The 26,830-nt window shown below is 53.3% G+C and carries 24 protein-coding genes; 1 reads left to right on the plus strand and 23 read right to left on the minus strand.

The features are described from left to right. Window positions 1–42: 42 nt before the first annotated feature. From MHH82_RS25330 to MHH82_RS25340, 3 genes are all read right to left on the minus strand, one after another. Window positions 43–2,532: an FtsX-like permease family protein gene (locus MHH82_RS25330; protein WP_340968397.1), complete on the minus strand. Its 2,490-nt coding sequence runs from the start codon at window positions 2,530–2,532 to the stop codon at window positions 43–45. After that, entirely contained in the window at window positions 2,529–3,287 is a 759-nt protein-coding gene (locus tag MHH82_RS25335) for an ABC transporter ATP-binding protein (RefSeq protein WP_340968399.1), read from the minus strand. The genes MHH82_RS25330 and MHH82_RS25335 overlap by 4 nt, the downstream gene beginning before the upstream one ends. A 189-nt stretch (window positions 3,288–3,476) precedes the next feature. Further along, window positions 3,477–4,526 (minus strand): 2,3-butanediol dehydrogenase, encoded by a 1,050-nt coding sequence (locus MHH82_RS25340; RefSeq protein WP_340968401.1) that lies wholly within the window; start codon window positions 4,524–4,526, stop codon window positions 3,477–3,479. A gap of 328 nt (window positions 4,527–4,854) precedes the next feature. On the opposite strand from MHH82_RS25340, the gene MHH82_RS25345 reads away from it, so the two are divergent. Beyond that, window positions 4,855–5,883 (plus strand): LacI family DNA-binding transcriptional regulator, encoded by a 1,029-nt coding sequence (locus MHH82_RS25345; RefSeq protein WP_145036898.1) that lies wholly within the window; start codon window positions 4,855–4,857, stop codon window positions 5,881–5,883. Window positions 5,884–5,957: 74 nt separating this feature from the next. On the opposite strand, the gene MHH82_RS25350 is transcribed toward MHH82_RS25345, so the two are convergent. From MHH82_RS25350 to MHH82_RS25445, 20 genes are all read right to left on the minus strand, one after another. Continuing rightward, window positions 5,958–6,476: a DinB family protein gene (locus MHH82_RS25350; RefSeq protein WP_015737058.1), complete on the minus strand. Its 519-nt coding sequence runs from the start codon at window positions 6,474–6,476 to the stop codon at window positions 5,958–5,960. 238 nt (window positions 6,477–6,714) lie between these two features. Continuing rightward, the gene (locus MHH82_RS25355) at window positions 6,715–8,028 is read right to left on the minus strand and encodes a 6-phospho-beta-glucosidase (protein WP_015737059.1); all 1,314 of its coding nucleotides are present in this window, start codon (window positions 8,026–8,028) and stop codon (window positions 6,715–6,717) included. After that, entirely contained in the window at window positions 8,013–9,005 is a 993-nt protein-coding gene (locus MHH82_RS25360; RefSeq protein WP_015737060.1) for an N-acetylglucosamine kinase, read from the minus strand. The genes MHH82_RS25355 and MHH82_RS25360 overlap by 16 nt, the downstream gene beginning before the upstream one ends. 105 nt (window positions 9,006–9,110) lie before the next feature. Next, window positions 9,111–10,778 (minus strand): ABC transporter substrate-binding protein, encoded by a 1,668-nt coding sequence (locus MHH82_RS25365; protein WP_015737061.1) that lies wholly within the window; start codon window positions 10,776–10,778, stop codon window positions 9,111–9,113. A gap of 73 nt (window positions 10,779–10,851) precedes the next feature. Then, entirely contained in the window at window positions 10,852–11,745 is an 894-nt protein-coding gene (locus MHH82_RS25370; RefSeq protein ID WP_015737062.1) for a carbohydrate ABC transporter permease, read from the minus strand. A gap of 22 nt (window positions 11,746–11,767) precedes the next feature. Continuing rightward, window positions 11,768–12,721 (minus strand): ABC transporter permease, encoded by a 954-nt coding sequence (locus MHH82_RS25375; RefSeq protein WP_145036885.1) that lies wholly within the window; start codon window positions 12,719–12,721, stop codon window positions 11,768–11,770. A gap of 133 nt (window positions 12,722–12,854) precedes the next feature. After that, the gene (locus tag MHH82_RS25380) at window positions 12,855–13,733 is read right to left on the minus strand and encodes an AraC family transcriptional regulator (protein ID WP_015737064.1); all 879 of its coding nucleotides are present in this window, start codon (window positions 13,731–13,733) and stop codon (window positions 12,855–12,857) included. Between the two features lie 228 nt (window positions 13,734–13,961). After that, window positions 13,962–14,732, minus strand: a complete 771-nt coding sequence (gene bglS, locus MHH82_RS25385; protein WP_015737066.1) for a beta-glucanase — start codon at window positions 14,730–14,732, stop codon at window positions 13,962–13,964. Window positions 14,733–15,028: 296 nt separating this feature from the next. Next, window positions 15,029–15,877 carry an AraC family transcriptional regulator gene (locus MHH82_RS25390; protein WP_260871419.1) on the minus strand — a complete coding sequence of 283 codons (849 nt, stop codon included), beginning with the start codon at window positions 15,875–15,877 and terminating at the stop codon, window positions 15,029–15,031. Between the two features lie 207 nt (window positions 15,878–16,084). Continuing rightward, complete coding sequence (locus MHH82_RS25395) at window positions 16,085–16,981, minus strand: phytanoyl-CoA dioxygenase family protein (protein WP_251498195.1); 897 nt, start codon at window positions 16,979–16,981, stop codon at window positions 16,085–16,087. Window positions 16,982–17,140: 159 nt separating this feature from the next. Next, window positions 17,141–17,920, minus strand: coding sequence for a helix-turn-helix domain-containing protein (locus tag MHH82_RS25400; protein ID WP_251498921.1), 780 nt, complete (start codon window positions 17,918–17,920; stop codon window positions 17,141–17,143). A gap of 138 nt (window positions 17,921–18,058) precedes the next feature. Beyond that, the gene (locus MHH82_RS25405; protein ID WP_251498198.1) at window positions 18,059–18,901 is read right to left on the minus strand and encodes a sulfurtransferase; all 843 of its coding nucleotides are present in this window, start codon (window positions 18,899–18,901) and stop codon (window positions 18,059–18,061) included. 34 nt (window positions 18,902–18,935) lie between these two features. Next, complete coding sequence (locus MHH82_RS25410) at window positions 18,936–19,709, minus strand: ABC transporter ATP-binding protein (RefSeq protein WP_015737071.1); 774 nt, start codon at window positions 19,707–19,709, stop codon at window positions 18,936–18,938. Between the two features lie 21 nt (window positions 19,710–19,730). Further along, window positions 19,731–20,747 (minus strand): ABC transporter substrate-binding protein, encoded by a 1,017-nt coding sequence (locus tag MHH82_RS25415; RefSeq protein ID WP_015737072.1) that lies wholly within the window; start codon window positions 20,745–20,747, stop codon window positions 19,731–19,733. A gap of 41 nt (window positions 20,748–20,788) precedes the next feature. Then, entirely contained in the window at window positions 20,789–21,565 is a 777-nt protein-coding gene (locus tag MHH82_RS25420) for an ABC transporter permease (protein WP_251498201.1), read from the minus strand. A gap of 5 nt (window positions 21,566–21,570) precedes the next feature. Beyond that, window positions 21,571–22,911, minus strand: a complete 1,341-nt coding sequence (locus tag MHH82_RS25425) for an LLM class flavin-dependent oxidoreductase (protein ID WP_340968407.1) — start codon at window positions 22,909–22,911, stop codon at window positions 21,571–21,573. 78 nt (window positions 22,912–22,989) lie between these two features. Next, window positions 22,990–23,970 (minus strand): aldo/keto reductase, encoded by a 981-nt coding sequence (locus MHH82_RS25430; RefSeq protein WP_251498207.1) that lies wholly within the window; start codon window positions 23,968–23,970, stop codon window positions 22,990–22,992. A 259-nt stretch (window positions 23,971–24,229) separates the two neighbouring features. After that, complete coding sequence (locus tag MHH82_RS25435; protein ID WP_340968408.1) at window positions 24,230–25,552, minus strand: LLM class flavin-dependent oxidoreductase; 1,323 nt, start codon at window positions 25,550–25,552, stop codon at window positions 24,230–24,232. Between the two features lie 26 nt (window positions 25,553–25,578). Then, entirely contained in the window at window positions 25,579–26,151 is a 573-nt protein-coding gene (locus MHH82_RS25440; RefSeq protein ID WP_145036875.1) for a DUF4825 domain-containing protein, read from the minus strand. Beyond that, on the minus strand, window positions 26,148–26,828 hold the full coding sequence (locus MHH82_RS25445; protein WP_015737078.1) for a permease prefix domain 1-containing protein: 681 nt from the start codon (window positions 26,826–26,828) through the stop codon (window positions 26,148–26,150). The genes MHH82_RS25440 and MHH82_RS25445 overlap by 4 nt, the downstream gene beginning before the upstream one ends. Window positions 26,829–26,830: the final 2 nt, after the last annotated feature.

Genomic DNA, 26,830 nt, shown 5'->3' on the forward strand with positions numbered 1-26,830 from the left:
TTGCCTGTGTGACCTACTCCCAGCCAATTGCTGGTACAACCGCTATACGTGGCTATGATTCAGCTCGGACGCAATCTTTTTGTTCGCAAGGCTCCTGGCATATGGAATGAATACGGCTAATGCCAGTGTCAGCATGATTCCCATGATCGCAGTTACGAATGTTGCATGAATATGGACAGGTGCCGGGTCAATCAGCCTAAATGCATACAGCAGAACGATCCCGAGCGAAATCCCCACAATCATACCGATACATAGGTACAGCAGCACCTGCGATAGAATGATCTGAACAAGACCCTTTTTGTCCACGGAAATGGCCCGTAATACCGCAAATTCTTTACGCTTACTATAGATGTTGTTAATCAGGGAATTAAATACGCCGATGGTAACACTTAGCATAATCACAATGATAGCACTTAGGAAAAAGGACCATACCCGCGTGTACATATTGCTTGAATTCTCCAAAGCTTCGGCGTAACTGCTGATATTGACCGTTGGAAACTGCCCCTTGATACCTTGCAGCTGCTTCAAGGCCGCATGCTCATTCTCCGGCGTTACATAAGCGGTTCCGAATACCGTAAACTTTGTATGGAAGGCGCTATTCGACCAGTCGATGTACATATCCGCCTGTTGGAATGGCTCCGTAATGGCCGCTACCGTCAATGTTCCGGCATTTTTGAAGTTCTCCGGATCCTCTTCTTGGTATACCGACAAAGCAATCGTGTCGCCGATGCTTAGCGCATGTTCGTCAGCGTAATGGTTGGATACGATAACGGCATTCCCTACCTCCGAAATTTTCGGCAGCAGCCGCTGAGCCGCCAACGAGTCCAAATCAGCCAACGCATAGTCGATAACCCTATCGTCTTGTCCCTGTTTGGCAGGGCTTAATCTGCTGACAGTGCTGACTTCCTGTATCCCCTCCAATTCCAAAATCCGCTGCTTTAATTGTTCTGGGTCAATCGATGACGAGTTCTCCAGCCGGTCGACTACCTGAATATCCGTGGCATACTGCGTCTTGATATAATTCCGTTCGTTATGCTGTATCGTATTCAGAAGAGATGAGCCGATGACGGCAATCATCATGGCAAGGCTGATCGTCAGAATAACGAAGGTGTTTTTCTTGACCTGCGGCACAAGATTTTTGACAGCAACATAAGAAACTCGCCCCCCTAGCAGCTTCAACACAGGCGACACCTTAGCCAACACACCGGGAAGGTATACGGGAACCATCGTAAACACGGACCATACGAACAATAGAAATCCCATTAAAAAGCTTAACTCCGCGTTAGCTGACGGCGTACCCGAGAATGCGATCCCAAAGAGGATGAAAAACAGGCAGGCCGCCATCAGCACTTTCCCTAATGTTTTTCGTCCCTTCCGCCCTTTAAAATCGGTATTCTGGTTCATCTCCAGCATCTTAAGTGGCAGTATCTTGGTGCTTCTGTAAGCAGGAATCAACATAAATAACTCCAGGATGATAAAGCTTGCCACCGCTACCATCGTCGCAACTCCAACATCAAAACGGCTATCCGTCAGCGGAACCAGAAACAGTCCGGATATCCATGGGATAATGTAAGTGTAACCTAGTAGGGATACCAGCAAGCCGCTCAGAACACCGAGCCCATTCGTAACCGTGCATTGGATGAACACCATCTTAAACAACTGTTCGGTTTGCGCGCCCATAGACCTGAGAACGGCGAATTGGAAGCGGTATTTATGCAGCATGCCTTCGAAATTGGACACGATCAACAGGGAGATGACCATAACAATCAGGACCGAGATGACCAGGATGTAATTGCCCAAGATAGACAAGCCCGCCTTTAATGTTGAATTCTCCGCGGCAATCTCGATCGTTAGCCCGGGCTCCAGCTCTTGTAATTGCTCACTCAGAACCAGCAGGTCGGTATCATCCGCTGCCTGCACCATCACATAACTTGACACCGCATCATGCTGGGCTCCTGCAGCCTTAATCTGCCTGACTTCCTCCCGGTTCATAAGCAGCAGATCCGATGTGGTACCTGCAGCGGCAACCGGATCGCCAATGATCTCCGTGACTGTGTACGCTTTCCCTTCAACCTTCATCCGACTGCCCACCCGCAGCTGTAACTCCTCTGCAAGCGACTCGTTCAGAATCAACTCCTCGCGTCCCGGATATGCTGTGAAATGATATCGGCTCATCGACAACGCATCATCCTCAATACCGGCAACGGCTACAGGTGCAGCAAAATCATTAACGAACATCTGGGACAGCATGACCGGAGAGGCCTGTCGTACCCCGCCTGTGGACTGCATTAAATCCATAATGCGTTGATTTGATGTCTCATGATCCACTTCGTTAGTGTATCCCACCACCATATCGACATCGCCATACTGCAACTTCACTTCGTGGTCTATGGAACGGTTGGCATTCGCCATGAATGAAGACATCGTGATCATCAGAAACACGGCCAAACTTATGCTAATCACGGAAAAGGACAGAATCGACTTGTTACGGGCCAGTATACGAAGGGCCATGCCTCGTAGGGAATGAATCATGCGGATAACTCCATCATCTTCTTGAATATGTTCAATATCGGCTCTATCTTCCGTTCTCCGTCGCTCTCATACTGATCCACGATTTGACCGTCATGGAAAAATAACACCCGATCGGCATAGACCGCTACATTCGGATCATGCGTTACTATAATCATGCTTTGATTGAAGGCGCTTCTCATCTCCACCAAAGCTTCAAGAATTTCCTTTGAGGTATTGTAATCCAGATTGCCGGTAGGCTCGTCTGCCAGCAGCAGCGGCGGATTCGTAATCAGCGCCCGGCCGATGGCTACCCGCTGCTGCTGTCCCCCTGACAGCTGAACAGGCCGTTTCTTCCTCCAGCTCGCAAGTCCAAGCAGAGTGAGCATGTCCTGGACTTTGTGCTGAATCTCCGCCTCCGATGCCCTTTGCAAGATCAAGGGAATCGCCATGTTCTCTTCTACGCTTAAATCATTCAATAAATGAAAAGATTGAAATACAAAACCGATATTTTCTCGTCGGTAGCGGGTTGCATGAGGTTCCGCGAAGATATGGTCCATGACCTCTCCCTTTAACTCGATGCTGCCTGAGCTCGGGGTGTCCAAGGAGCTGATAATGTTAAGCAGGGTGCTTTTACCGGAGCCGCTGGTTCCCATAATCGCCACCAATTCGCCCTCCGCCAGCCCAAACGAAACATTCTTTAGCGCTTGAACTTTAAATCCGTCTCCATCATAGGTTTTGTGGATATTGCGAACCGATAACAAACTCTTCTGATTCATCCAATCCCTCCACTCGATTTATTTGTCTATACCTGGATAAAATACTCTATGAGTATATCAGATTTGGTTATATATGTAATCTCATGGAATCCATGGAATGCAATTGACTAGTTTGATATCTTATTAGCAAACATCCAATGAAAAAAAGACCGCGTTACGCGGTCTTTCATAAGCCATGCAGCTTCGATATTAGTGAGCGCTCACCAGGATCTTCACCTGGTTTTTCTCTTTGAGCAGGGCCTCAAAGCCCCGGTCGATAACCTCATCCAGTTTGATCCGCTGGGTGACCAGCTTATCCGCCGGGAAGAAGCCTTTTTCCATCAGGCTGATCACAGCCGGGAATACGTCGCGGTAGCCGATGATTCCGGTAATGTTACGTTCCTTCATCACGATGTCATTCGGCACGATCGGAGCGGAGGTTTCGAAGATGCTGACAATCATAATCTGTCCGCCGATCTTCGTCGAGTTGATCGCTTGGGTGAGAACCGGCGGAACTCCGGTCACCTCGAATGCCACATCGACTCCGGCACCGGTACGGCGATGAAGCTCTTCTACCACTTCGCAGGCCTTCGGATCAATGACGATAGCCCCCAATTCCTCGGCTTTCTGCTTGCGTTCCGGGGACAGCTCCACGGCGTAAATCTCGGATGCTCCCGCCGCCTTCAATGCTTCGATGACAAGCAGGCCGATCGGCCCGGCACCGAATACGACCGCCCGATCCCCAGCCTTTAGCTGGCTTTGGCGCACGGCGTACAGCGCGACTGCCGAAGGTTCCACCAGAGCTCCCTGTTCATAAGAAACGCTGTCCGGGATTTTATGAACCATGTGCTCATCCGCAGCGACATATTCGGAGAAACCGCCACCGCCGCCGGCGAGCCCGAGAAAGCCCATTTTGTCGCACAGATTGTATTTCCCTTGTCTGCAAGCTTCGCATGATCCGCATGCAAAGACAGGCTCTACAACCACGCGGTCGCCAACCTTGAATTTCGTAACGCCTTCGCCAACCTCTACAACCTGGCCGGAAAACTCATGTCCCATAACCACCGGAGCCTGTTCTCCGGTAAGGGCGTGAGGCGTATTCTCAGGTATAAATATAGGCCCGGCCACGTATTCGTGCAGATCACTGCCACAAATCCCGCACCACTCGACCTTGATTTTCACTTTTCCGTTCGTAGCTTGCGGCTCCGCGATCGTCTCCAAACGCAGGTCCTTTACTCCATGCCAGCGCAATGCTTGCATCGTCTTCATCTCCTTATAGGTTCGAAAAAATAAAAATGAAATAGGAAACGTTTCCGAAATCAAATATGTCACAGTTTTGACAATCTGTCAAACCCGTTCCACGAAAATGTATGAAATGTCATGGACAACTACAGACTGCCGTTCCCCTGCCTTTTCCATGGAAATGCAGCGATTGATGCAGCATCGCTTGCTTGTTCCAGTTGTTCCCCTGCGAATCCCGTGATGGAGAGACGAGCTTAATGTTATAATATAGTTAATGGCTCCAATCCCATCTTGTATTCGCACATACACAGGAAACGTTTCCGATATAGAGAGGAATTTATCGAATATGGTGAACCCCAAAAAAGTAACGATCGAAGATGTCGCCAAACAAGCGGGCGTCGGTATCGCAACCGTGTCCCGGGCCATCAACGACAGCAAAGGCATCAGTCCGAAAACGAAAGCACGGATCATGCAGGTGATCGAAGAAATCGGCTTTAGTCCAGATACATCGGCCCAAAGCCTGAAGGTCCGGCAGACGAATCAAATCGCCTTGGCCGTGCCTGACATCCGAAATGCGATCATCCCGGAAATCGCCTGGTCGGTCGAGCAGACCGCCAAACAGCACGGCTATCGGGTCGTTCAGATCAATACGGCCGGAAATGCACGGAACGAGCTGGAAATCGTCAGGGATATCAAAAAACTGCACGTGGACGGCCTGATTATCATGCCGCTGGCTTATCCCAAAACGCTTGGCGACCTCATCAACAAATCGAGCCTCCCCGTCTCCATCATTAATTACGGAAAACAACTGGGTGAAGAGTACAGAGCCGATATCGTCGGCCTCGCACGCCAGGAGGGCAGGCTTGTCATGGAGCATCTGCTGAAAATCGGGCGGAGCCGAATCGCCTATGCCGGTGCGCCCAAGGATAAAATCGAAGAGCGGTACTGGGCTTATGAGCAGTCGCTGCAGAAAGTCGATCCGTCCCTTGTCTATTTCGGGGAGGACTTCTCGTTTGAGACGGGGGTTCGCGCGGCGGACTATTTTTATGGCCTGAAGCATATGCCGGATGCCATCTACGCGGTTAACGATATGGTTGCCATCGGCATCGTCAACCGTTTTAAGGAGCTGAAGGTTCGGGTTCCCGACGATGTGGCGGTCGTCGGCATCGATAACAATGCATGGACCACCGTCACGACGCCGCAGATCAGTTCGGTGTCCATCATGGGCGATGAAGTAGCCCGGCTTGCGACGGAATTGCTGCTGAAGCGGCTTCGCGAGCAAAAGACCGGCCAATACGAGCGCGTGCAATTCGAGCCGCGGCTTATCGTCAGGGAATCGAGCGTGTCCGTGATCCGAAACGCAACAACCGACTAGGCGTGATTCGGACCCATAAAGAAGAGCCCGGAACGCGATGTTCCGGGCTCTTTTCCATTTTGAATCATGAACGCTTAATGGCTTAACGTATACAAATAATAGCCATAGTCGGTAGGCGTGCCGGGATGTCCGATTTGCCGGAGCATGGCTGTTACGTTCCCCCGATGATAGGTCCCGTGATTAATTATATGCTGGATATAATCCAGGCAGCTGGCTCTAAAATCTCCGGACGGATAGATGGCGTCCAGATTCTCGTGCTGTTCGATAAACAACCGGAAGCGCGCCGCCAGATCGTCCATTAGCTGGCCCAGTTCTTCGATGCGCTTGCCTTCCGTTTCCGCAACCAACCGAGCAATCGAATCCTTCAGACTCTCCAAGTACGCAGGCGACATTTCCGTGACTCCGCCCGCGTTAAAGAACGACAGCCAGCCGGAATCAATGACATAGATGTGCACCATCGTGTCATAAATGGATGGAAAGACGCTGACAATCTCCTTGCGGTATGCCTCTTCCGAAAGCCCCTGCAAATATTCGCAAACCTTCCGGTTTGCCCATACGTGGTAATCGTACTGCTGTAAGATCCATGTTTTCAAATCGTTGTTCCCCTTTTCATAGGCGGGGAAGCACGCAGTTTAAGGGCAATTATGCGCTAATCCCCATATAAGTTTGCCCGTGAACGATTGTTGTTTTCATCTCGAACGCCTCCTGAAATTAACTTAATCCCATTCTAGCATATATGACGTTTCCCAGATGGAACAAAATCACGGCAGGCTGCATGGACGCTTGAAAAATGATATGCGTTACAATAATTTGTCGGCTTCATTTGGCTTCCTAGCCCTTGTCCTTTTGGAAAAATCGCGGCAAAAACGAACGGTTCCGCTCCAGCATCTCATCCAGCATCGCTTCCGCGGCACCAACGGAATCGATGAGCGGATGCGCGCTGAGCGCTAGCAGCGCCTTCTCCCTGCTTCCCGTGACCGCCGCCTCGATGGCCAGGCTCTCGTAGGTCTTCACGGCTTGGATCAGGCCGATCGCCGCAACCGGCACTCGCTCGACAGGTACCGGCACCGCGCCATTCTTCGTCACGACGCAGTTCACCTCGATACTGGCATCGGCCGGCAGGAAGTCCAGCGTGTCACCGTTCATTACGTTCAATGTTTGAATCTCCCCGCTATCCGTATGAATGGCCTTCATCAGATTGACAGCCGCCTCGGAGTAATAAGCGCCGCCGCGCTGCTCAAGCTGCTGCGGCTTTTCCGCAAGTTCCGGCCGCTTGTAAATCTCAAACAGCTCGTCCTCAAGACGCTGGACCGTCTCGGCTCTTGTCTCTCCTCTGGCCGCGGCAGCCTGCTGCTCCTCCAGCATCTCGCGGTGGAGATAATAATATTTCAAATAATAGGACGGAATCGCGCCCATCGCCCGAATCAGCGTATCGTTCCAGGCAAGCTGCGGCACGTTGCGAGCTGAGTAGCTCCCTCCCGTTGCCAGCAGCTCTTCCAGCTTCGACACTCCATCGACCACGATCCGGCTGATCCAGTGCAGATGATTCAATCCGGCAAACTCGCAGTAGATTCGCTCGACCGGCACCTCGTAAAGCCCGGACAACCACTTGTAAGCGGCGATGGGGGAGTTGCACAAGCCGATGGAGCGGATGCCGGAGTGCTTCATGACGGCTTCCGTTACCATCCCGGCAGGATTGGTGAAATTCAGCAGCCAGGCATCCGGACATAATGCCTCCATGTCCTTGCATATATCCAATAGCACAGGTATCGTCCGCAGAGCCTTCATCATGCCGCCTGCTCCTGTCGTTTCCTGTCCGAGCATCCCGTATTTCAGGGGGATCGTTTCGTCCCAGCCTCTGGCCTCCAGCAGTCCGACTCGCATCTGAGTCGATACATAATGGGCATTCCTCAGTGCTTCCTGGCGGTCCAAGGTCAACGTAATGCGAATCGGCAATCCGCTTTGCTCAATCATCCGCTGGGCCAGACCGCCTACAATTTCGAGCTTACGGCGGCCTTCCGGGATATCCACGAGGACGATGTCCGTCACCGGAAACGACTCATAATGACGGATGAAACCTTCAATCAGCTCGGGGGTATACGAGGATCCGCCCCCGATAACAGCAACCTTCAATCCAGTGCCCATTCCACATTCCTCTCCTTCACGGCAAGCTCATGCTGCAATTGTTCATACACGGCCGTGCCAGGAACCACGCCGTTCTCATCCATTGCGAGCAGGACGGCACCCGCTGCGGGCTCAAGGGCCAATATACGCACCCGGCTATTCGGGGCTGCCGCAAGAACCTGAGACTCGATATACGGAACGACATAATCCCTTTCTCCCCGGGTCAGGACGCTGCCGGCCAGCACGACATCGAAGGCGTCATTTCCCATGCCGAGCTTACGAATCACCGCGCTGGCGACCTTCCCCAGCTCCATGCCTTGCCTTTCCAATATCTCTCTTGCAGCTTCATCGGCGGGTGCGGCTTGAAACAGCAGTCTCGCCAGTGTATGCGGCGCCCTTCTGCCCTCGTCCAAAAATCGATGAAACATCTCTTCCACGCTGCCGAACCTAAGCGCATCCAGCGTGAGCGGCGTCAATGAAGTCGGCTTCTCGCGGCCCTCCCAGGAACGAACGACCGTCCGAAACACCTCAACGGCCAGGTCAGCGCCTCCGCCGAAATCGCCGAACGCATAACCGAATCCTCCGATCTGAATCTCCTCGCCTGCCGAATTGACGCCATAACCGTTCGTCCCGCTTCCGCATATAAGGACAACGCCGTCCCTCTGTCTTGTGCCGGCTCTCATGGCAATGACGGTATCGCAGGCGATATGGTGTTTCTTGAAGCCCATGGCGCCGATCATGGGCCGCAAAATGCGGAAATCCGCCTCGCGGTCGGCTCCCGCCAGCCCGAACGACGCGCAGGCGATGTCTTCTCGCCCGAGTCCCGCCTGCCCAAGCGCCTCTTCAACGGCCTGCCTGATGCTTGCTTCCGCACGCGCTGCGCCAAGCTGATGGTTGCCGCAGCCGCCCATTCCCTTTCCAGCGATTCGTCCTGTCCCGTCCGCCACGACTGCCAGCGTCTTGCTTCCTCCGCCGTCGACTCCCAAGTAGTAATTCAAGTATGATCTCTCCTATGATGCCCGGCTCATAAAGCCGTCCTGCCCAGCGAATGCCAGCGCATATTCCGCTAGCCCCTGAAGGAATGGACGGCTTCGCCGCGACGTTTATTTCGATGCTTTCATCTTCTGCTTATTCTCCTGCCATTTTGCTGTTTTGTACTGTAATAGCTTGTCGTAACCCGCTTTTTGCGCATCTGCCTCTGCCTTATCCAGAAGCGAGAGCACTTCCTGATCCGAGGAGGCCGAGCTGATCGCCTTGGCTCTGGCCTGCTCATAAATTTCGAACACGCGCTGCGCAATTATGCCCTCCTCGGAATCGCCTGCCGGATCGAGGTTGACGTACTCCGTCGTGTTCATCTGCGTCTTCCAGGTAATCTCCGATTGCCAATACGTTTCAAAGTTCCGCTTCTCCGGCGGCAGCGTGGATTCGAATTTCATCTTGGAATTGTCGACATACACCGTGTTGCCGTTCCACTGGAAGTTCACCGTGGCGTTCATCAACTCATCGCGCCCCTTCGCATCGCTGGTGAATTTATCGGTGAACAGCGGCATGTCCTCTTCGTCCGTCCCGTCCCAGTACAAGCCTTCAGGTCCCCACATGATCGTCCGCTGGCCCTCGGGACCGGTGAACCAATCCAGGAATGCAAAGATAGCTTCCGGATCTTTCGCCGCTTGCGTGATGACGCTGACATTCCAGCCTAGCTGCTTGTAATCGCCCGGGAAAATCTTGTCGCGATCCAATCCTTCCTTGTGTACCGGCCATATCATGATGTAACCGGCATCCGGGTCCTGCGCCTTCAGCAAATTGTTGCCCTTGGAACCGAACTCGGTCGGGCTGGAGGCTACATAAACCGCTACGTTGCCGCTCAGAATCTTCTGCTCGACTTGCTCCAGCTTCTGCGTGAAGGCATCCTGCGTAATGAGTTTCTCGCGGTACAATCGGCTCATGTATTGAAGCAGCTCGCGATAAACGGGATCCGTAAACAGCGACACGAGTTGATCCCCCTGAGGTACAGCGATCATACTGTTGAACGTATACGGGCGGTTCTCGGCAAAAGCAGATACCATGATGTCCACGCCCGCTGCCGATTGGCCAACCTCAAGAGGAACGACATCCGGATACTTTGCCTTCACTTGCTTCAAATAGGCGTACAGATCATCCGGCGTTTCCAGTTTTGGCGATCCAAGCTCCTCGTATATCTTTTTATTGACGAGATAGCCGGCATTGCCGTTCGGCTGCGTTGTATACCAGTTCGGGAATTGATAAAGCTTTCCGTCCGGCGAGCGAAGCAAATCAAGTGTGGACTCCCCGGCCCATTTTTTCAGATTCGGGTATTTATCCAGATAATCGTCGAACGGCACCAGCATGCCCTCGGCACGCAGCTTCTCGACCTCCGCGCCCCGTTCCATCCATATGACATCCGGCAGCTCCCCCGACACGATCATCGTACTGAGCTTGTTCTTGGCAACGCCGCCGGAGCTGACCGGAACCACGTTGACCTTCTTGTTCTCCTGGATCCACTTGGTTGCAAGATCCGCGCCCCAATCCGGCATCGTATACCAGTCATAGTGGCCATAGAACGAGAATTCCAGCGGCTTCTCTCCCAGCACAAAGGTATCCTCTCCGGCTGGTTTCTCATTGTTTTGCGAGCTTGGGCCTTCCTTCTCCGGGCTTGCGGCATTCCCTCCCGAACCCGAACATCCCGTTAAAGCCATAATGATGACAAGCGTGACTGACCATGCGGATAGAAGCCTTTTTCCCCTTTTTTTCATTCCAAGTGCTCCCTTCATGATTCATCTATGGTCAAAGCTGCCGCTTCAAACCCTTGGCAAGATGGCTGGTGAATTACTCCTTCAAAGAACCGATTAATACGCCCTTCACAAAATACTTCTGAACGAACGGGTATACGCACAGGATCGGGACGGTTGCCACCATCATGGTCGCCATGGACAAGGACTTGGTCGTAACGGCCTTCATCGCGCTCATCCGGCCCTGCGCCGCGGCATCCATGTTCTGCATCTGTTCCATCATGATATTGGCATTGAGGATCTGCTGAAGCTTCGTCTGTATCGGCAGCAGATCCGTGTTGGATATGTAAATGCTTGGCGCAAACCAATCATTCCAATGATACACGGCCGTGAACAACGACAGCGTCGCAATGACCGGTCCCGATAGCGGAAGCACGATTCGGAAGAATACGCCCCAGTTCGAGGAACCGTCGATATGGGCCGACTCCTCAAGGCCGGGCGGAATGCCCTTAAAGAACGTCCGGAATATAATCATATTCCACACGCTGATGATGCCTGGTACGACCATAACCCAGAACGAATTCATCAGGCCCAGCTCCCGAATAAGCAAATAATTCGGAATGAGTCCGCCGCTGAAGTACATCGTCACGATGCAGGTGATCATATAAAAATTCCGGCCCATCAACTCGCGTTTGGATATGCCATAAGCGAATATGGCGGTTGCTACAATGGAGAGAAAAGTACCGGTCACCGTGCGGAGCACCGAAATGACGAACCCGTCAATGAGGCGCTCGTCCTTGAACACTACGCGGTAATTCTCCAGCGTAAATTCGCGCGGCCAGAACGTAATGCCGCCCTGCATCGTGTCGGTCCCCGAGTTAAACGAGATGACGGCAGCGTTCCAGAATGGGTACAGCGCGATAAATGCCAGCAATGCCAAAGAGCCGTAGATGAACCCAACGAATACCCGATCTCCGTTTGACAGCCTCATATGCATCTCTCCCCTTTCTGCCCTACCATAGGCTGTTCCCCGACCGTCGGGCCCAGTAGTTGGCTCCGGCCAACAACAATACGCTGATGATCGCCTTGAATAGACCCGCCGCCGTAGCGTAGGAGAATCGGCTGTTCTGAATGCCAATCCGGTAGACGTACGTGTCCAGCACGTCGCTGACATCCCGCAATACCGGATTGCCAGCCAACAGCAAAATGTCCTCAAAACCGGCATTCAGGAAGTTGCCGATCGCCAAAATCGAGAACACAACGATGATCGGCATAATGGACGGAATAGTGATGGAGATGATCTGCTTCAGACGGCTCGCACCGTCAATTGAAGCCGCTTCATACAGTTGGGGATTAATGCCCGCAATGGCCGCCAAATACACAATGGAGGAAAAACCGATCTCCTTCCACACATTCGTTACCGTCAGGATGCTCCAGAAGTACTTCGGCTCCGACAGAAAATTGATCGGTTCATCGATCAGGCTCAGCTTCTGCAGCAAAATGTTCAGACTGCCGTTGTCCGTGGACAGAATGGAGATCGCAAAGCCCGAGACGATGACCCACGACAAGAAGTGAGGCAGATAGCTGATTGTCTGGACGATCCGTTTGAAGGAATGCCGCCCAACCTCATTGAGCATCAGTGCGAGCAGGATCGGCGCCGGGAACCCGATGCACAGCTTCAACAAGCTGATGACCAGGGTATTCCGCATAATGGTCCAAAACTCCGGCGCTCCAAAAAACATTTCAAAATGCTTGAAGCCGACCCATGGGCTGTTCAGAAAGCCCTTGAACAGACTGTAGTCCTGGAACGCCATGAGTACCCCGTACATGGGAATGTAGCTGAAAACCAGAATGAACATCATGGCCGGAAGCACCATCAGCTGTATATCCCATTGCTTCAGAAAGCGGCGCAAGCGCCCTTTCTTCACATGTGTCTCCGCCCTGCTGTCGATCCCGATTTGCGGCATTGGCATCTCCCCCTTTTTATTTTGTGTTAGGTTTATTGACACATTCTTGAGATGCTTGCCACTTTATTGTATCGCCTGACCAGGCTCATTTCTCTGCTAAAACAAGCAAAAACCAGCACTATTTCACTGGTTTTTAGGAATGTTGCTTTTGTGAAGCCTTCGGCGTCATGCCGATGTGCTTTTTGAACAGACGATTAAAATTGGTCAGCGTGCGGAAGCCGCATTCCAGGGCGACGTCCATCACTTTCATATGGCCTCCTTCCAGCATTGTGACCGCCTGCTCCAGGCGAATGTGGATCAGGTACAAGAGGGGCGGCATGCCGACCGCGCGCTTGAATATTTCGCTGAACCTGGAAGGACTGAGATAGACCAGGGAAGCCAACTCCTCCAGCGTCCAGGGGTGAGCGAAATTTTGCTCCATCACCATGATGACTTGACGCATTTTCTCCAGCTGCCGTTCGCTGATGCTGGGTTCGCTTCCGCCCTCCCCTTCGATCCGGCACTGCCGGTTTACGGTGGCCAGGAATTGGAGCAGAAGCGAGTACACGACCGTAGCGTAAGACCGCTGTTCCCCCACATGCTCCTCCTGCAGCTCAAACAGCAGCGAACGCAGCTTCCCCATGGCCGGATGGTCGCGGGGGATCAGGTTCATGTAATGTTTGCCCATCTCGCGGAACGGGCTGAACAGTTCCGGATCGAACCGGAGGTTATGGATAAACCAAGTCGAATCAAATGAAATGACAGTCATGACCAGATCCTTCGTCTCGTAAGCGCAGTGAAGATCATTCGAGTTGATGAGAAGCACATCCCCTTGCTGGAATTCAAATTTTTGCCCGTTGATGATGTAGTAACCCATACCGGATTTAATGTAATTTATCTCCAGCACGTTGTGCCAATGAAGCTTCTGATAGGGGCTGGTCACGCCAATCGTATCGGCGACAAAAATCGGATAATTCTTGGCTAATATTACTTTTTCCTTCGGTATCGCTTCTTCCCGCATGATCGATGGCATGATAAATCCCTCCATAACCGATATTTTTTTGTAAGCGTTGCATCCATACATTTGTTGTAAAAAACTCTATCATCTATATTCCATAGTTGTAAATAAAAAGCTGCCCCAAATGTCATTTCTGACCTGGGGCAGCTTGTTGTTGGTGCGATGATTCCAGAACACTGAGCGGATGCTCATCAAAGAAACTCCAACATACCTGATAAAATCATCGGCTGAATTCCCGATAAACTAGTTGGCCGGCGTGAATTTGATCCAGTCATAGTACGCGCGTATCGGCGAACCCGGGTAATTGAATGTTCCGGTCCATATCTCAGCCGGTCCTGACCCTGACCACAGATTAACCATGATATGGCCCGGACTCGTCGGGAGCGCCCCGCGGGAGCCATTCTCCGTATGGACCAGTTGGCCGTCTACGTACCACTTGATGGATGATGGTGACCATTCGAACGCATAGTTATGAAAATCAAGTGAGGCGTCAAACCCCAAATCAATGACGGTGCTGTGCTGGCCTACGCCATTCGTAAAATAATTCGTTTCCATCTTCGTAGTGTCCTTCCCCAGAATTTCAATATCGATTTCGTCATTGGACGTGCCTGTGGCTTGACCGGAATACGTAAAGAGGCTCGTCACCAAGCCCGTTCCCTTAGCCGCTTTGATCCGCGCTTCAACCCGGCCGTAGCCGTACTTCAGATGTGTCGCATATTCACCGGAAGCATAGGATTTGCCCGAGCAGCTCGCAGGACATCCCGCATTGTCAAGCCGTAAAGCCATAATTCCGTTAGAGAACTCCTGGTTTGCCGCCTTCCAGCCCACCCCGAAATCCGGGCCGTTCGCCCAGCCGTCGGAAGTATAAAACAGATTAGGGTTCTTGCCGTTCAGCGGCTCATTAAATGCAACGTCGGCAGCCGACGCTTGAATCGGTACCAACAATCCGCATAACAAGCTGCCAGCCATAAGCATTGTCGTCATTTTCTTTCTGAACACACTTAGCTTTTTCATGAATAACACCTCTTTCTTGAAATGTAATAATAGGATGCAAGAACAAAGATACCGTGCTCCCCGTAAGCCCTGATCGTTTTAACTCCTCCCTTCATCAAAATGGATGTGATAGCCACCAAGGATGGTTGATCAATTCTATCCTACATGCAAAAGATCTGGAAATCTTAGCCATTCCAAGGATAAAACGACACTATTTAACGGCACTTGCTGCCTATACAAGCGAAAAAGACTGCAACAGGTCTTGCGGGCTTCTCCCTGTCACAGTCTTGATGCATACCCTTTCCTACTCAACTAGACTACATTGGTACCGGCGCATGCTGCAGCCGATACGAAGTAGGCGATATGCGATAATACTTAGCGAATGCTCTCGAAAACGTGTGGAGATTGGAATATCCCAGCGAGAACGCCACCTCCGTCACGGACACGTCGGTTTCGGTCAGCAGAACCGCTGCCCGCTCCATCCGCAGCTTCATCAAATAATGGCTCGGACTGATGCCATGCACCCGAATGAATTCGCAGTACAGATGCGTCCGGTGCACGCCGGCTTGATGGACCACATCCGTCACCGTGATCCCTTCCATGTAGTGGGAATCCATGTAGTGCACGCTTTGTTCGAGCCAGTTCGGTTTCGTTTCTCTTTTGGCCGGAGCGGCAGCCAAAAGTTCAAACAGCTGATACAACCGCTTCTGCCGTCCAAACTCGTGACCGATGGTATCGTCATCCACGCACCCGTAAATTTGATCCAGCACCGCCTGCAGCCCGCCCTTCATCACGTTATGCAGAAAGGGCGTGGAGGGGTGCAGCCCGATTCGGGTCAATGCGCTCTCCGCTGCTTCTCCGTCCAAGACGATCCACTGCATGCGCAGCGTCGGTTCGGGATCGCCGTTCGGTTCCCAATAACTGTACCTCGTATGAGGAAACAGGCAAAAGGCATCTCCTGCCGACAACGTAACCACCTTATCCCCGAATGCCAGCGAGATTTTCCCGTTCAGGACAAAATGCAGCGCATAGTTCTCGGATATTTTGGGGCCGACGCTGTAGTTGGGCCTGGCCAAACTCCGGCCTGCACGGAGAATCCAGATTCCGCCCTTTCTTTCCATGTCCGAAGGTATGCCGTACTTCATATTGGCATGCTCGAAGACCATCTCCTTCACATGAAATCCCTCCCGCCTCAAATAAAATGCTTCCTGCCAAATGCAACATGCGGAGCATGATACGCCTGCCTTCACCGCATAAAAATAACAAAGAGGCACGGCTTCATGGCCATGCCTCCAGTGATCTGGTCGACGAGCTTTATGTTCTTTTTTGCGATGTACTCTATTTGCAAATCTGAGTTTAAGCCATTAGAACTCTTATACTCCCCATTCCTTGCGGGCTTCGGCTACAGACTTCTGCGGTGTGCGCCCCCAAGCATAATGACCTTTGGGTTTGCGGCCGATCCATCGCTCATCCACCGGATCGGATGCAAGCTGATAACGGGTATCCGCGCTGATTCGGTAACGGTTGGTGCTGTTGTTCAGCGAGGTGTGCATCATATACATTCCGAATATAATGGCGTCTCCGGCTTCATAAGCGGTCGTCGCCCATTGCCCGCCGTAACGGTCCACAATCTCGACGGGATCCTCGGAGAACCAGCCCGTGGCAACATTGTCACGATCAACGTCCATTTCCCCGTAGGTCATCTTGATTTTCGTAAAATGCTGGGACCCGAGACACATCGCCAACGTTCCCATTTCAAGAGGGATATCCCCAAACGGCGTCCACATAGTGTACAAATCCTTCGTGCCTCTACCCATATACACAACATCGTAATGAGCGCCGGTATTGCCTCCGCGAGCGACGGCGCGCGGCCACTTGTAGTCGTATGTCATCGCGGCTCCGCCCAGCAATCGTCCAAAGAAGTCCAGCACCGCTGGCGAATTGACAACGTCCAAAAACTGGGGGAAATCCGGCTTCAATTCCTCGGTACTGCCGCCCCACATTCCGCCCTTGTTCTCCGATCCGATGATCCCGTCTTCGCCAAGGGCATGGGGATCCAGCCTGCCCATGGCCCCGAGTTTATTCAAGAACTCCATTCTTGCGTTCAAGACCTGTTCCCGCTTATGGAAACCGCGAATCAGGAGATATCCATCCTCCTGCAGCCGGTTTCGCAGCGCGACCGTATCCTCCAGCATGTCATTGCAGTCTCTTAATTCCGTGAGGTATTTACCTCCCCACTCCAATTCCCGTTGTCCGATGGTCACCTTCATAACAAACCTCCCTTTCTGTCCGTCAGGATAACCTGAAGCGAAACGCCTACGCTTCAAGTATCCTTATCCTATTGGATCCGGAAGAGGAAGTCGTTACCGAAAACCGAACCAAATTTACGCAAAACCCGTCTGCATCCGCGGTAGGCTATCGTAAGCGCGTTAGTGATGATATAGGCGCTGCCGGTTTCTCCACTCCGATGGGGGGCAGCCCTCCATTTTTTTGAACCAGAGCGAGAACGAGTGAAGCTGGGAGAAGCCGACCGATTCGGCAAGCGACTGGAGGTCTTTATCGGAGGAGCTTAAGAGCCACTTCGCTTCCGCAAGCCGGCATTGCTGCTGGTACTGCTTCGGGGTCATGCCGTATATTTTGGCGAACTGCTTGCGGAAGCCATCCTCGGACAGCCCCGCCATTTCCGCCAGGGTAGAGACATGCATTGGATCCCGGATATGCTGCCGGATGTAGTCGCCGATGAACGAGATGGACAGCGCCTGATGATCGGAATGGGCGTGTTCGTTAAGAAACAATAAAAGCAGCTCCACCCAGACCGCATAATTCCGTATCGGGTCTTTCAACGGAGCAGAACGGATTCTCAGCCATTCGCGGAACAAGCGTTCATAACGGTCCCGATCCAGACGGGACAGGGCGATGATACGAGTGCGGCCATCCTGAATAAGCCTGTCGAACAGCTCCTTCACCTCAGACGGAATGCGGTCTGCCAAAAGCACGCCGAAGCGTATAGGAGACAACGCGTGGAACGAATGGGGAACCTCGGACGGAATGAGAACCACGTTCCCGGATTCCACTCTCGCATCCCTGCCGTGCGCGCAAAAGCGGCCGCTACCTTCCATTATCAACGTAATCTCAAGTTCCTGGTGGCTTCTTAAGCCGTCATCTTCCCAATGTTCATCATGCGCGCCAATAAAACTTTTACATTCCATCAAGGTTGTTAACCCCCCTTGCCGCATGTCGATTTCGAACGGTTATGATTTCAACTATACCGTCGATAAACCTTACGTCAAGTCGGGATAACCTGCGAGAAGCACCTTAACTTGCGGCAGTCTCAGCATGATCCATGATCAATCTTCACCTGCGGCAATCTCATGGTCCTTGTAGCTGATCCAATCGCTCCAGCTGCCTGCGTACAGCTTCACCTTGCGGTACCCGGCTTCCCGCAAAGCCAGCACGTTCGGGCAAGCCGACAACCCAGATCCGCAATATACAATCACTTCATCATCGAAGGACAACCCGGCAAAACGCTCCCGCTGCCGCTCGGCTCCCTTTAGCGTCCCGTCTTCATCGATCCCGTCCTTCCAATAGGCATGCGCCGCTCCCGGAATATGTCCGGCCACCGGATCCTGTGGTGCCGTTTCTCCCGTGAACTGCTTCCAATCCCTTGAATCGAGCAGGGTCACGCCGGTTTTGCCGATCTTTGCCCTCACCTCATTCACATCAGCCAGCCATTCCTCCCGCACGTTCGGCTGGAATACGCGCTGAGCCGCCTCGCTTCTTATCGAGGTGAGCGGATATCCGGCCGACTTCCAGCCGGCGAATCCTCCATCCAATATATATGCCGAACCGTGGCCCAGGTATTTCAAAATCCACCATAACCGCGCACCTTCCGGGCGAAGGTCATCGTCATAGACAACGACGGGCCTACTCGCATCGATCCCGAGCTTGCCGAGCCTCCGGGCCAGCTCCTCCGTATGCGGCAAGGGGCTCCGGCCGCCGTGCTCGCCTGGAGAATCCGTCAAATCCTTTTTCAAATCAACGAATACGGCACCGGGCACATGCTCGCGCTGATAAGCCTCGTAGCCGTAATTCGCATCGCCCGGGCTGAATCGGACGTCCGCAACGACAAGCTGACCCGGATTCGACTGCAGCTGTTCCAGCACCCATTCCTTGTTTACGATATTTGACATAGGCTCCTCGTCCCTTCTGATATCAAGCTGCCGTTTAAATCGTAAATTCCAAATCCTCTTCCGTCTTGACGTCATAAATCGCAGCGTAGATGTCGTTCTGAATCTTCAGGAGGCTGGCATCCTCCCGCTTGCGCGGACGCTCATGGGGAACGTCGAAAATATGGTGAATGCGCCCGGGGCGCGGGGACAGCAGGACGACCCGGTCTGCGAGAAAGACGGCTTCGGATACGTCATGGGTCACAAACACCACCGTTTTCTGCTCCTCCTGCCATATGCGGAGCAGATCCTGCTGAAGCTGAAGCCGGGTAAGATGGTCCACCGCGCCGAACGGCTCGTCCATCAGGAGGATGTTGGGACTGCTCACGAGCGCTCTAGCGATCCCTGCTCGCTGCCGCATGCCTCCCGATAAATGATGTGGATATTTCGAGCCGAATCCCTCCAAGCCGACCATGCTCAGATATTTGTCCACGAGCGTTTGCCGCTCCGCTTTTTTCATGCCGGCAAGCTCCAGCCCAAGGCCGACGTTCTGCGAAATGGTGCGCCACGGGTACAGGGATGCATCCTGGAATACGACCCCAGAGCTCCGCGTAGGCCCCTGAACCTTCTTGCCGTCCAGCAAAATGTCGCCCTCCGTCGGAAGCTGCAACCCCGCCAGCAGCTCCAGCAGCGTGCTTTTTCCGCAGCCGCTCGGCCCCAGGATGCACAGAAATTCGCCGTCCCTCACCTGCAGGTTTATATTTTGAAGCGAGATCGTTGGAAGATCGCCGCCATAGACCTTCGAGACATTTTCAACCGTAAAGCCGGACATAGCAACGCCTCCTGCCATACTTTATTTTTTCGGAATAAACCTGAGGTCCAGAATATCCTCCACCTTATAGATTTCATCCTGGAAGCCCAGCTCCTTCTGAATCTGCTGGGTATCATTCAACGCGTTGATGTCCACGTCCGGATTGTTCTCCCACAGCACCTCTTCGCGCTTCAGCGCCAGATCCAGCACCTCGGGATCGATCTCGATGTTGTTCAGATAGTAAGTCTTAAACTCGTCCGGATGGCTCTTCGCATACTCCTGCGATTTGAAGTAAGCTCGCAGCAGCTTCTCGACCAATTCCGGTTTCTCTTCCAGAATACCGTCGCGGGCCGCCAGCACCCCGGTGTGGAAGGTCGGCAGGTAATCCCAGCCTGTAGCGATGATATGGCCTTTTCCCTGCTTTTCAGCCAGAGAAGCGAACGGTTCATGAATGATGGTGGCGTCGACCTGTCCGGTTTCCAGACTCGCGTAAGCAGCCTGATGCGTGCTGTTGGCAATGAAGGTCACATCGTCCGGACTCAATCCGTGCTCCTTCAGGATGACCTGCGTATATACCTCCAGGCCGCTGCCGAACACGGCGATGCCCACCTTCTTGCCCTTCAGGTCTTCCACCTTCTGGATCTCCGGCGAGGCGATCAGGTAGAACGGCCCCTTGGTCCGGAACATGGAGGAGACGATTTTGACGGGAGCGCCCTTGCCCGCAGCCACGATCGCCGTCGTCGTGGCCACGTCGACCACGTCAATGTCCTTGCTGGTCAGACCGGCTATCGGGTCCTTGGTGGTGATAAATTCGACGTCGAGTCCTTCCTCCTCAAAGAAACCCTTCTCCGCCCCGAAGGACACCGCCAGTCCGCTGACCCCGCTAAGCGGCGCATACCGGATCTTCTCCAGCTTGGCGCCTGCCGCGCTCTCTCCGTCCCCGGCGGACGGTGCCGCTTCCTTCCCGTTATCTTGACCGCTTGCGCAGCCGGCCGTCATGGCGATCAGCCATAGCGCCGCAAGTGCTATTAGGTATGGACGTATTCCTCTTCTGTTCATATGGTTCTCTCCTCCTGGTAGTGGTGCTTTTGCCCGATGGTCTATGATGATTTCCATTTCAAAAAAACGCTGCGTTCCAACAAATCGATCAATGAAATGATAAGTACGGATACGACGGTAACCAGCGCTACAATGGCAAAAGCCTGCGCGGTATTGTACAGCGATGTCGCCTTCACGAGAATATTGCCAAGGCCATCCTTCGACGCCAGCATCTCCCCGAACAGCGCCCCGACCAGTCCGGTAGCGGCCGAAATTCGGAGAGCGGCAAAAATGGTGGGCGCAGCCGATGGCAATATCACCTTCATGATGGTCTGATAGCGCGTCGCCTCGAATACTTTGGCGACCTTCAGATGGTTGTCCGCCGTCTGTTTGATTCCGGTCATCGTATTGACCGTGATCGTAAAGAAACAAAACAGGAACACAATCGATATTTTATGCGTGATCCCGATCCCGAGCCAGAGCGCCAGCAGCGGGACGATCGTTACCTTCGGAATCGCCATCAGCGCCGAAAGGTACGGCCGGAAGAACCGCTCCGCCCATGGGATCAGCACCAGAGCCATGCCGACGACGAGCCCGCCAATGGCCGCAATGCCGTAGCCCGCAACGAACTCGGCCAATGTGACGTACAGGTGCTTCCAGATCTCCCCGTCACCGAACAGCTTGAGTAGTTCGCCGAATACTTGGGAAGGCGCAGGCAGATACAAGCTGCTGACGGTCTCCGTGCGAACCAGAACCTCACAGATCCCCAGTATGACCAGCAGCAATGCCCCCTGCCCTGCCCAGATGCCGGGGAATTTCTTGGCATTCCTCGTTCCCATCCGGCTCACCCCTCCGCAATCAGGTCATAACGGTTCCTTGGGCGGCTCAGTCCCAAATGCTCCCGGAAGGTGCTGCCTTCATACTCGGTGCGGAACAAGCCTCTGCGCTGAAGCTCCGGCACAACCAGCTCCAGGAACAGATCCAGACCGCCAGGCATATAGGGAGGGCAAACATTGAACCCGTCGGCCGCTTCATCCCGGAACCACTCTTCGATGATATCCGCTACCTGCTCCGCGCTGCCGACCACGAGCAGATGCCCGCGGACCGTGACGGTGAAGAAATAGAACAGGTCCCTGATCGTAATATCCTCGCGTCCGTTCGCCCCTCTGGCCAAGTCTGTCCAGTGCAGTGCGGCTTCCGAAGCGGATAGGTCAGGCAGCGGATCCTCCAGCGAATATCCCCTCAGGTCGATTCCGATCTTATCCGAAAGGGGACCCAGATCGAAATCGGTCACCACCAGTTCGTTCAGCTCCGCATATTTGGCCCGTGCTTCTTCCTCCGTCCGGCCCACGATCGGAACCAGCCCGGGGAGGACCTTCAAATCCGAAGCTTCCCTTCCATACGCCGGCAGGCGCCCTTTCACTTCCTTGTAAAATTTCACGGCGACTTCTTTGACGTTCGTTCCGGTGAAGACCATGTCGGAGTATTGGGCCGCCAGCATTTGGCTGCGCAGGGAGGTTCCTGCCGTGATCAGCGGAAGCTGTCCCTGTATCGGACGCAGAATGTTCAGCGGCCCGGCGACGGAGAAATGCTCGCCGACATGGTCCAGGGCATGCACCTTGCTGCCGTCGGCGAACACGCCGCTTGCCTTGTCCCGCGGAAGGGAGTCATCCTCCCAGGTGTCCCACAGCCCGCTGACGATCTCGATGAATTCCTCGGCATAGTCGTACCGCTTGGCGTTATCCCAATGCTTCTCCCGGCTGAAATTCAGCGCAGCCCGCGTATCGGAGCCTGTCACGACATTCCATGAGGCCCGGCCCCGGCTGAGATGATCCAGCGATGCCGTGAAGCGTGCGATGTTGTAAGGCTCGGCATAGGTGGTGTTCACCGTGCCGATCAAACCGATTTTATCCGTTGCCGCTGCCAGATAGGACAGCATGGTGAACGGCTCCAGCCGCGTCATTTGGGAAGGGAATAAATGCTGCATATCCGCGCTCGTGGCCAATCGGTCCCCCAGGAAAAAGAAATCGAACTTGGCCTTTTCAAGCTTCTGGGCGACCTCCTTCAGGAACTGGGGATCGTAAGCCCCGTCCGTTTTGCCTTCGGGCAGCCTCCAGCCCGCGGGATGATAGCCCGTCCCGAATAAGAACAATCCAAGATGCAATTGACGACGTTTTGAACTCATGGTTGTGTCACCTTCCTGATCCATATTGGTTATGGTTGATCATGATCATGCCGAATAGGTACTTGCGTTATATCTGCTTTATCCGCGGGATTCCTCCGTCAAGCGGTCGATCTCCTGCAGTTCTTCCTTTGTCAGCCGTTCATCCGAATGCTTCAGCGTATCCGCGATGTGTTCTGGCTTCGATGCCCCGACAATGGCTGACGTGATGCCAGGGCGGCTGAGCACCCAATTCAGGGCGAACTGCGGAAGCGTCCATCCCCGCTGCTCGGCCAGCGGCCGGATCCCCTCCACGATGGAAAGCGCATGCCGCTGGTTCAGCAGCAATCGTAACCGCTGCTCGCCTGCAGCTAGGCGCGAGTCCGTTGGGGGAGCTTCGCCCGCCCGATATTTGCCGGACAATATGCCCCGGCCGAGCGGACTATACACGATAACCCCGACCTGCTCGGACTGGGCAAAGGGAATCAGCTCGCGTTCAATCTCTCTAGTAATGAGACTGTATTCCGGCTGTACGCTTTCGAACCGGCGAAGGCCATGCAGCGCACTGATGCCGTGGGCTTTGGCGAGCTGCCAAGCCGCATAGTTCGAGCAGCCGATGTAACGCACTTTCCCCTGCCGTACAAGATCCGTAAGCGCCTCAAGCGTCTCGTCCAGCGGGGTTAACTCATCAAACCGATGTACTTGATAGAGATCGATATAATCCGTTTGGAGCCGGGCTAGACTGTTCTCCAGCGCACGGTAAATATGATAGCGGCTTTGGCCCTGGTCATTGATGCCGGGTCCGATGCGATTATGCAGCTTGGTTGCCAGGAGAATGTCCTGTCTTCGCTCCTTCAGCAGCCTGCCCAGAATTTCTTCCGATTCCCCGAGCTGATTGACGTTTCCGTTATCCATGCCCGTGCCGTACACGTCAGCCGTATCGATCAGATTGATGCCGGAACCAAGCGCTTGATCCAATACGGCGGCCGAAGCCCTCTCATCGATCCAGCGCCCGAAAGACATCGTCCCGAGACTTACCTCCGACACTTGAACTCCGGTTCTTCCCAGTGTTCTATACTGCATAATTACAGCCCCCCACTTCCCTAGATTCATAAAAAAACAACCGGAGACACACCTCGGATCACAACTTGATCCAAGGATGCATCTCCGGTTGTCCGGTAGAATGTGCATCAATCCTACTATGGTTATAAATGATCCATGAAGCCCTTTAGAATCGAACTTCTCGTTTATCTCCGTTGGTTCGGTAGATAAACAAATTCTCTAATTCTATCATTTCCGATATGTTAAGTAGGATTATAACACCGTCTAATTTTGTCGTCAATTATTTTTCATGTTGGGTTTGCGGCCGGATCAGCCCGAGATGATCCCGTAGCGTTCTGCCCGCATAATCCTCGCGAAACAGCCCCCGCTGCTGAAGCAGCGGTACTACGCGCTCCACAAACTGTTCGAGCCCGCTCGGGAGGAGAGGGGCCATAATGTTGAATCCATCGCAGGCCATGCTGCGAAACCAATCCTCCATCATATCGGCAACTTGCCGCGCAGTGCCAACCATCGTCATATGTCCCCTCGACACCGCGTAATGCCGGCCGAGCTCCAGAATGCTCATCCCTGACTTCGCGGCCATATCCATAATCATGATCGCCCGGCTGCTGTTTCCTTCCCGCGGCAAATCGGGCAGCGGGCCGTCTACCGGATATCCGGTCAAATCCGCATTCAGCAATTGGGATAAATACTTCACCCCTGCCTCCGGCAGAATGAGCTCGCTGAATGTTCGATGATACGCCAAAGCTTCGGCTTCGCTCTCTCCGAGGAAGATCAACAATCCCGGCAAAACCTTTACCTCTTCCCTCTCCCGTCCATACTCCATGAGCAAGTCCTTAAACTCGCGGTAATACTTGATCGAATCTTCCTTACTCTCGCAGGCCGTGAACACGACATCAGCCGTTCGAGCCGCCAGCCTTCTTCCGGCAGCCGAGGTTCCCGCTTCAATGATGACAGGCCTCCCCTGCGGAGATCTCGGCATGTTTAAGGGCCCTTCCACCCTGAAGTACTCACCTTCATGATGCGCCCGATGAATCCGTGCCGTATCGGCAAAGACCGCCTTTTGCCGATCCAACACAAGGGCATCGTCCTCCCAGCCGTCCCATAATCCGGTCACGACTCGTAGAAATTCCTCCGCCCTTTCATACCGTTTTTCGTGTTCCATTAATTCTGCCGAGCCGAAATTGCGTGCCTCCGCATCCTTCGTGGAGGTCACCACATTCCATGCGGCTCTGCCGCCGCTAATATGATCCAGCGTGGACAGGCGTCTTGCCAATGCGTAGGGTTCGTTGAAGGTTGTAGATGCCGTTCCGGCTAATCCAATACGTTCCGTCACCCCGGCGAGGCCGCTCAGCATGGTGAGCGCTTCAGGCTGCAGAAAACTGACATTCGTCCGTAAATCCTCGATCAACGGGATCGAGTTGTTGTCCGCAAGGAATACCATATCGAATTTCCCGCGTTCGGCTGCTTGGGCACAGCGTTTATAGAAATCGTAGTCCATCGCCCCGACCCCTGCCGAATCGGCATGCCGCCATGCAGCAATATGATGGCCGTAATTCATCAGAAAAGCGCCCAGGATGAATTGGCGTTGATCTGAACCCATCACGTTCACTCCCCTCCGGTTTATCTCTATAGAAACTTGATCTCGATCAGGTTTTCTACATACTCACTTACATACTTGTTATCGTGAAGACGGGCTTGTACTTCCTTCTCCCATGTCACGGCTTCCCGCAATGATGCAAGACCTGTCCCGATGCCATACCATGCCTCCACCTCGTCCCGACGGATGGTGAAAGACCGGTCTTCAAACTTGAAGATCAATGTATCCAAATTATCAATCATGGCAAAATTCGCTGTGGAATTATAGACCAGCATCTTCTTCAGTTTGTCCTCTTTCAGATCGCCGACCCTGGACTTGAACCGAAGCTCGGCCGTCAATTCTTCCGGATACAGCTGAAATGTGCGCTCAATGTCACGCATCGGAAGCGAAGCGTTCAAATTGATCAGGTTCCCGGCATTGCCCATGTATGGGCTGGCGAAGTTCAGCGAATTCCGTATATCGTGCGTCAACGGATCATTTTGCTCCGCTTCATATTGAACCGCTTGTTCATTTGCCTTGGGCTTGATGTAACCCTCCAGGGCCGTCATGCCCCCGATGCCGATCAGCAGCAGGACAACGATCAGCCAATTCTTTCTGCTCATGGTTCCTTCACCTCAAGTTGAAACGTTAGTTTATAAGCTTTCTGGACCAGCAGCGGAATGATGACCGACGTCATCGGGATCACATACCGCATGACGGTCACGTAGAACGAATAAGGCCCGTCGACCGACAGTTCTCGCCCAAACCATATATCGCTGCCGTATTGAATCACGAAGGTATACATGGAGATAACCACGATAAATATCGACCACAGCCACCATGCCCACTTGCTCCATTGGTTCAATTTTCCTGCATTGATGACGGCTGTCTGCTTTTCATATCGTTTCAGATGCCGTGACAATGAAAGATACGCCGCACCGGTTAATGCTGCCAAACAGAGGAGGAGCGTGTTTACCCACATCCCGTTTGGCAAAAACCGGGCCGGAATGGTAGCGATCCAGGCCAGCAAAGAATAAATAAGAGCGCTCTGAAGGAGGTCATGACGGAAACGGTAGCTGTAGATTTTCTGGTTATCGTCAATCAGAGCCTCGATGTCTTCCATATTTTCGATCGCCAGACTGATCGCCGACTGATATGATATGCCGTTCTCCATATAATCCGTGACCCGCGCCTCCAAATTGCTGAGAACCTCATTCTTCAGATCCACAACTTCCTTGGTTTTGCGTTGATTCGCGAATAGGCGATCCACAAAAATCTCCAGATCATGCCTGTTGGTCATTG

The organism is Bacillus sp. FSL K6-6540, assembly GCF_038007545.1.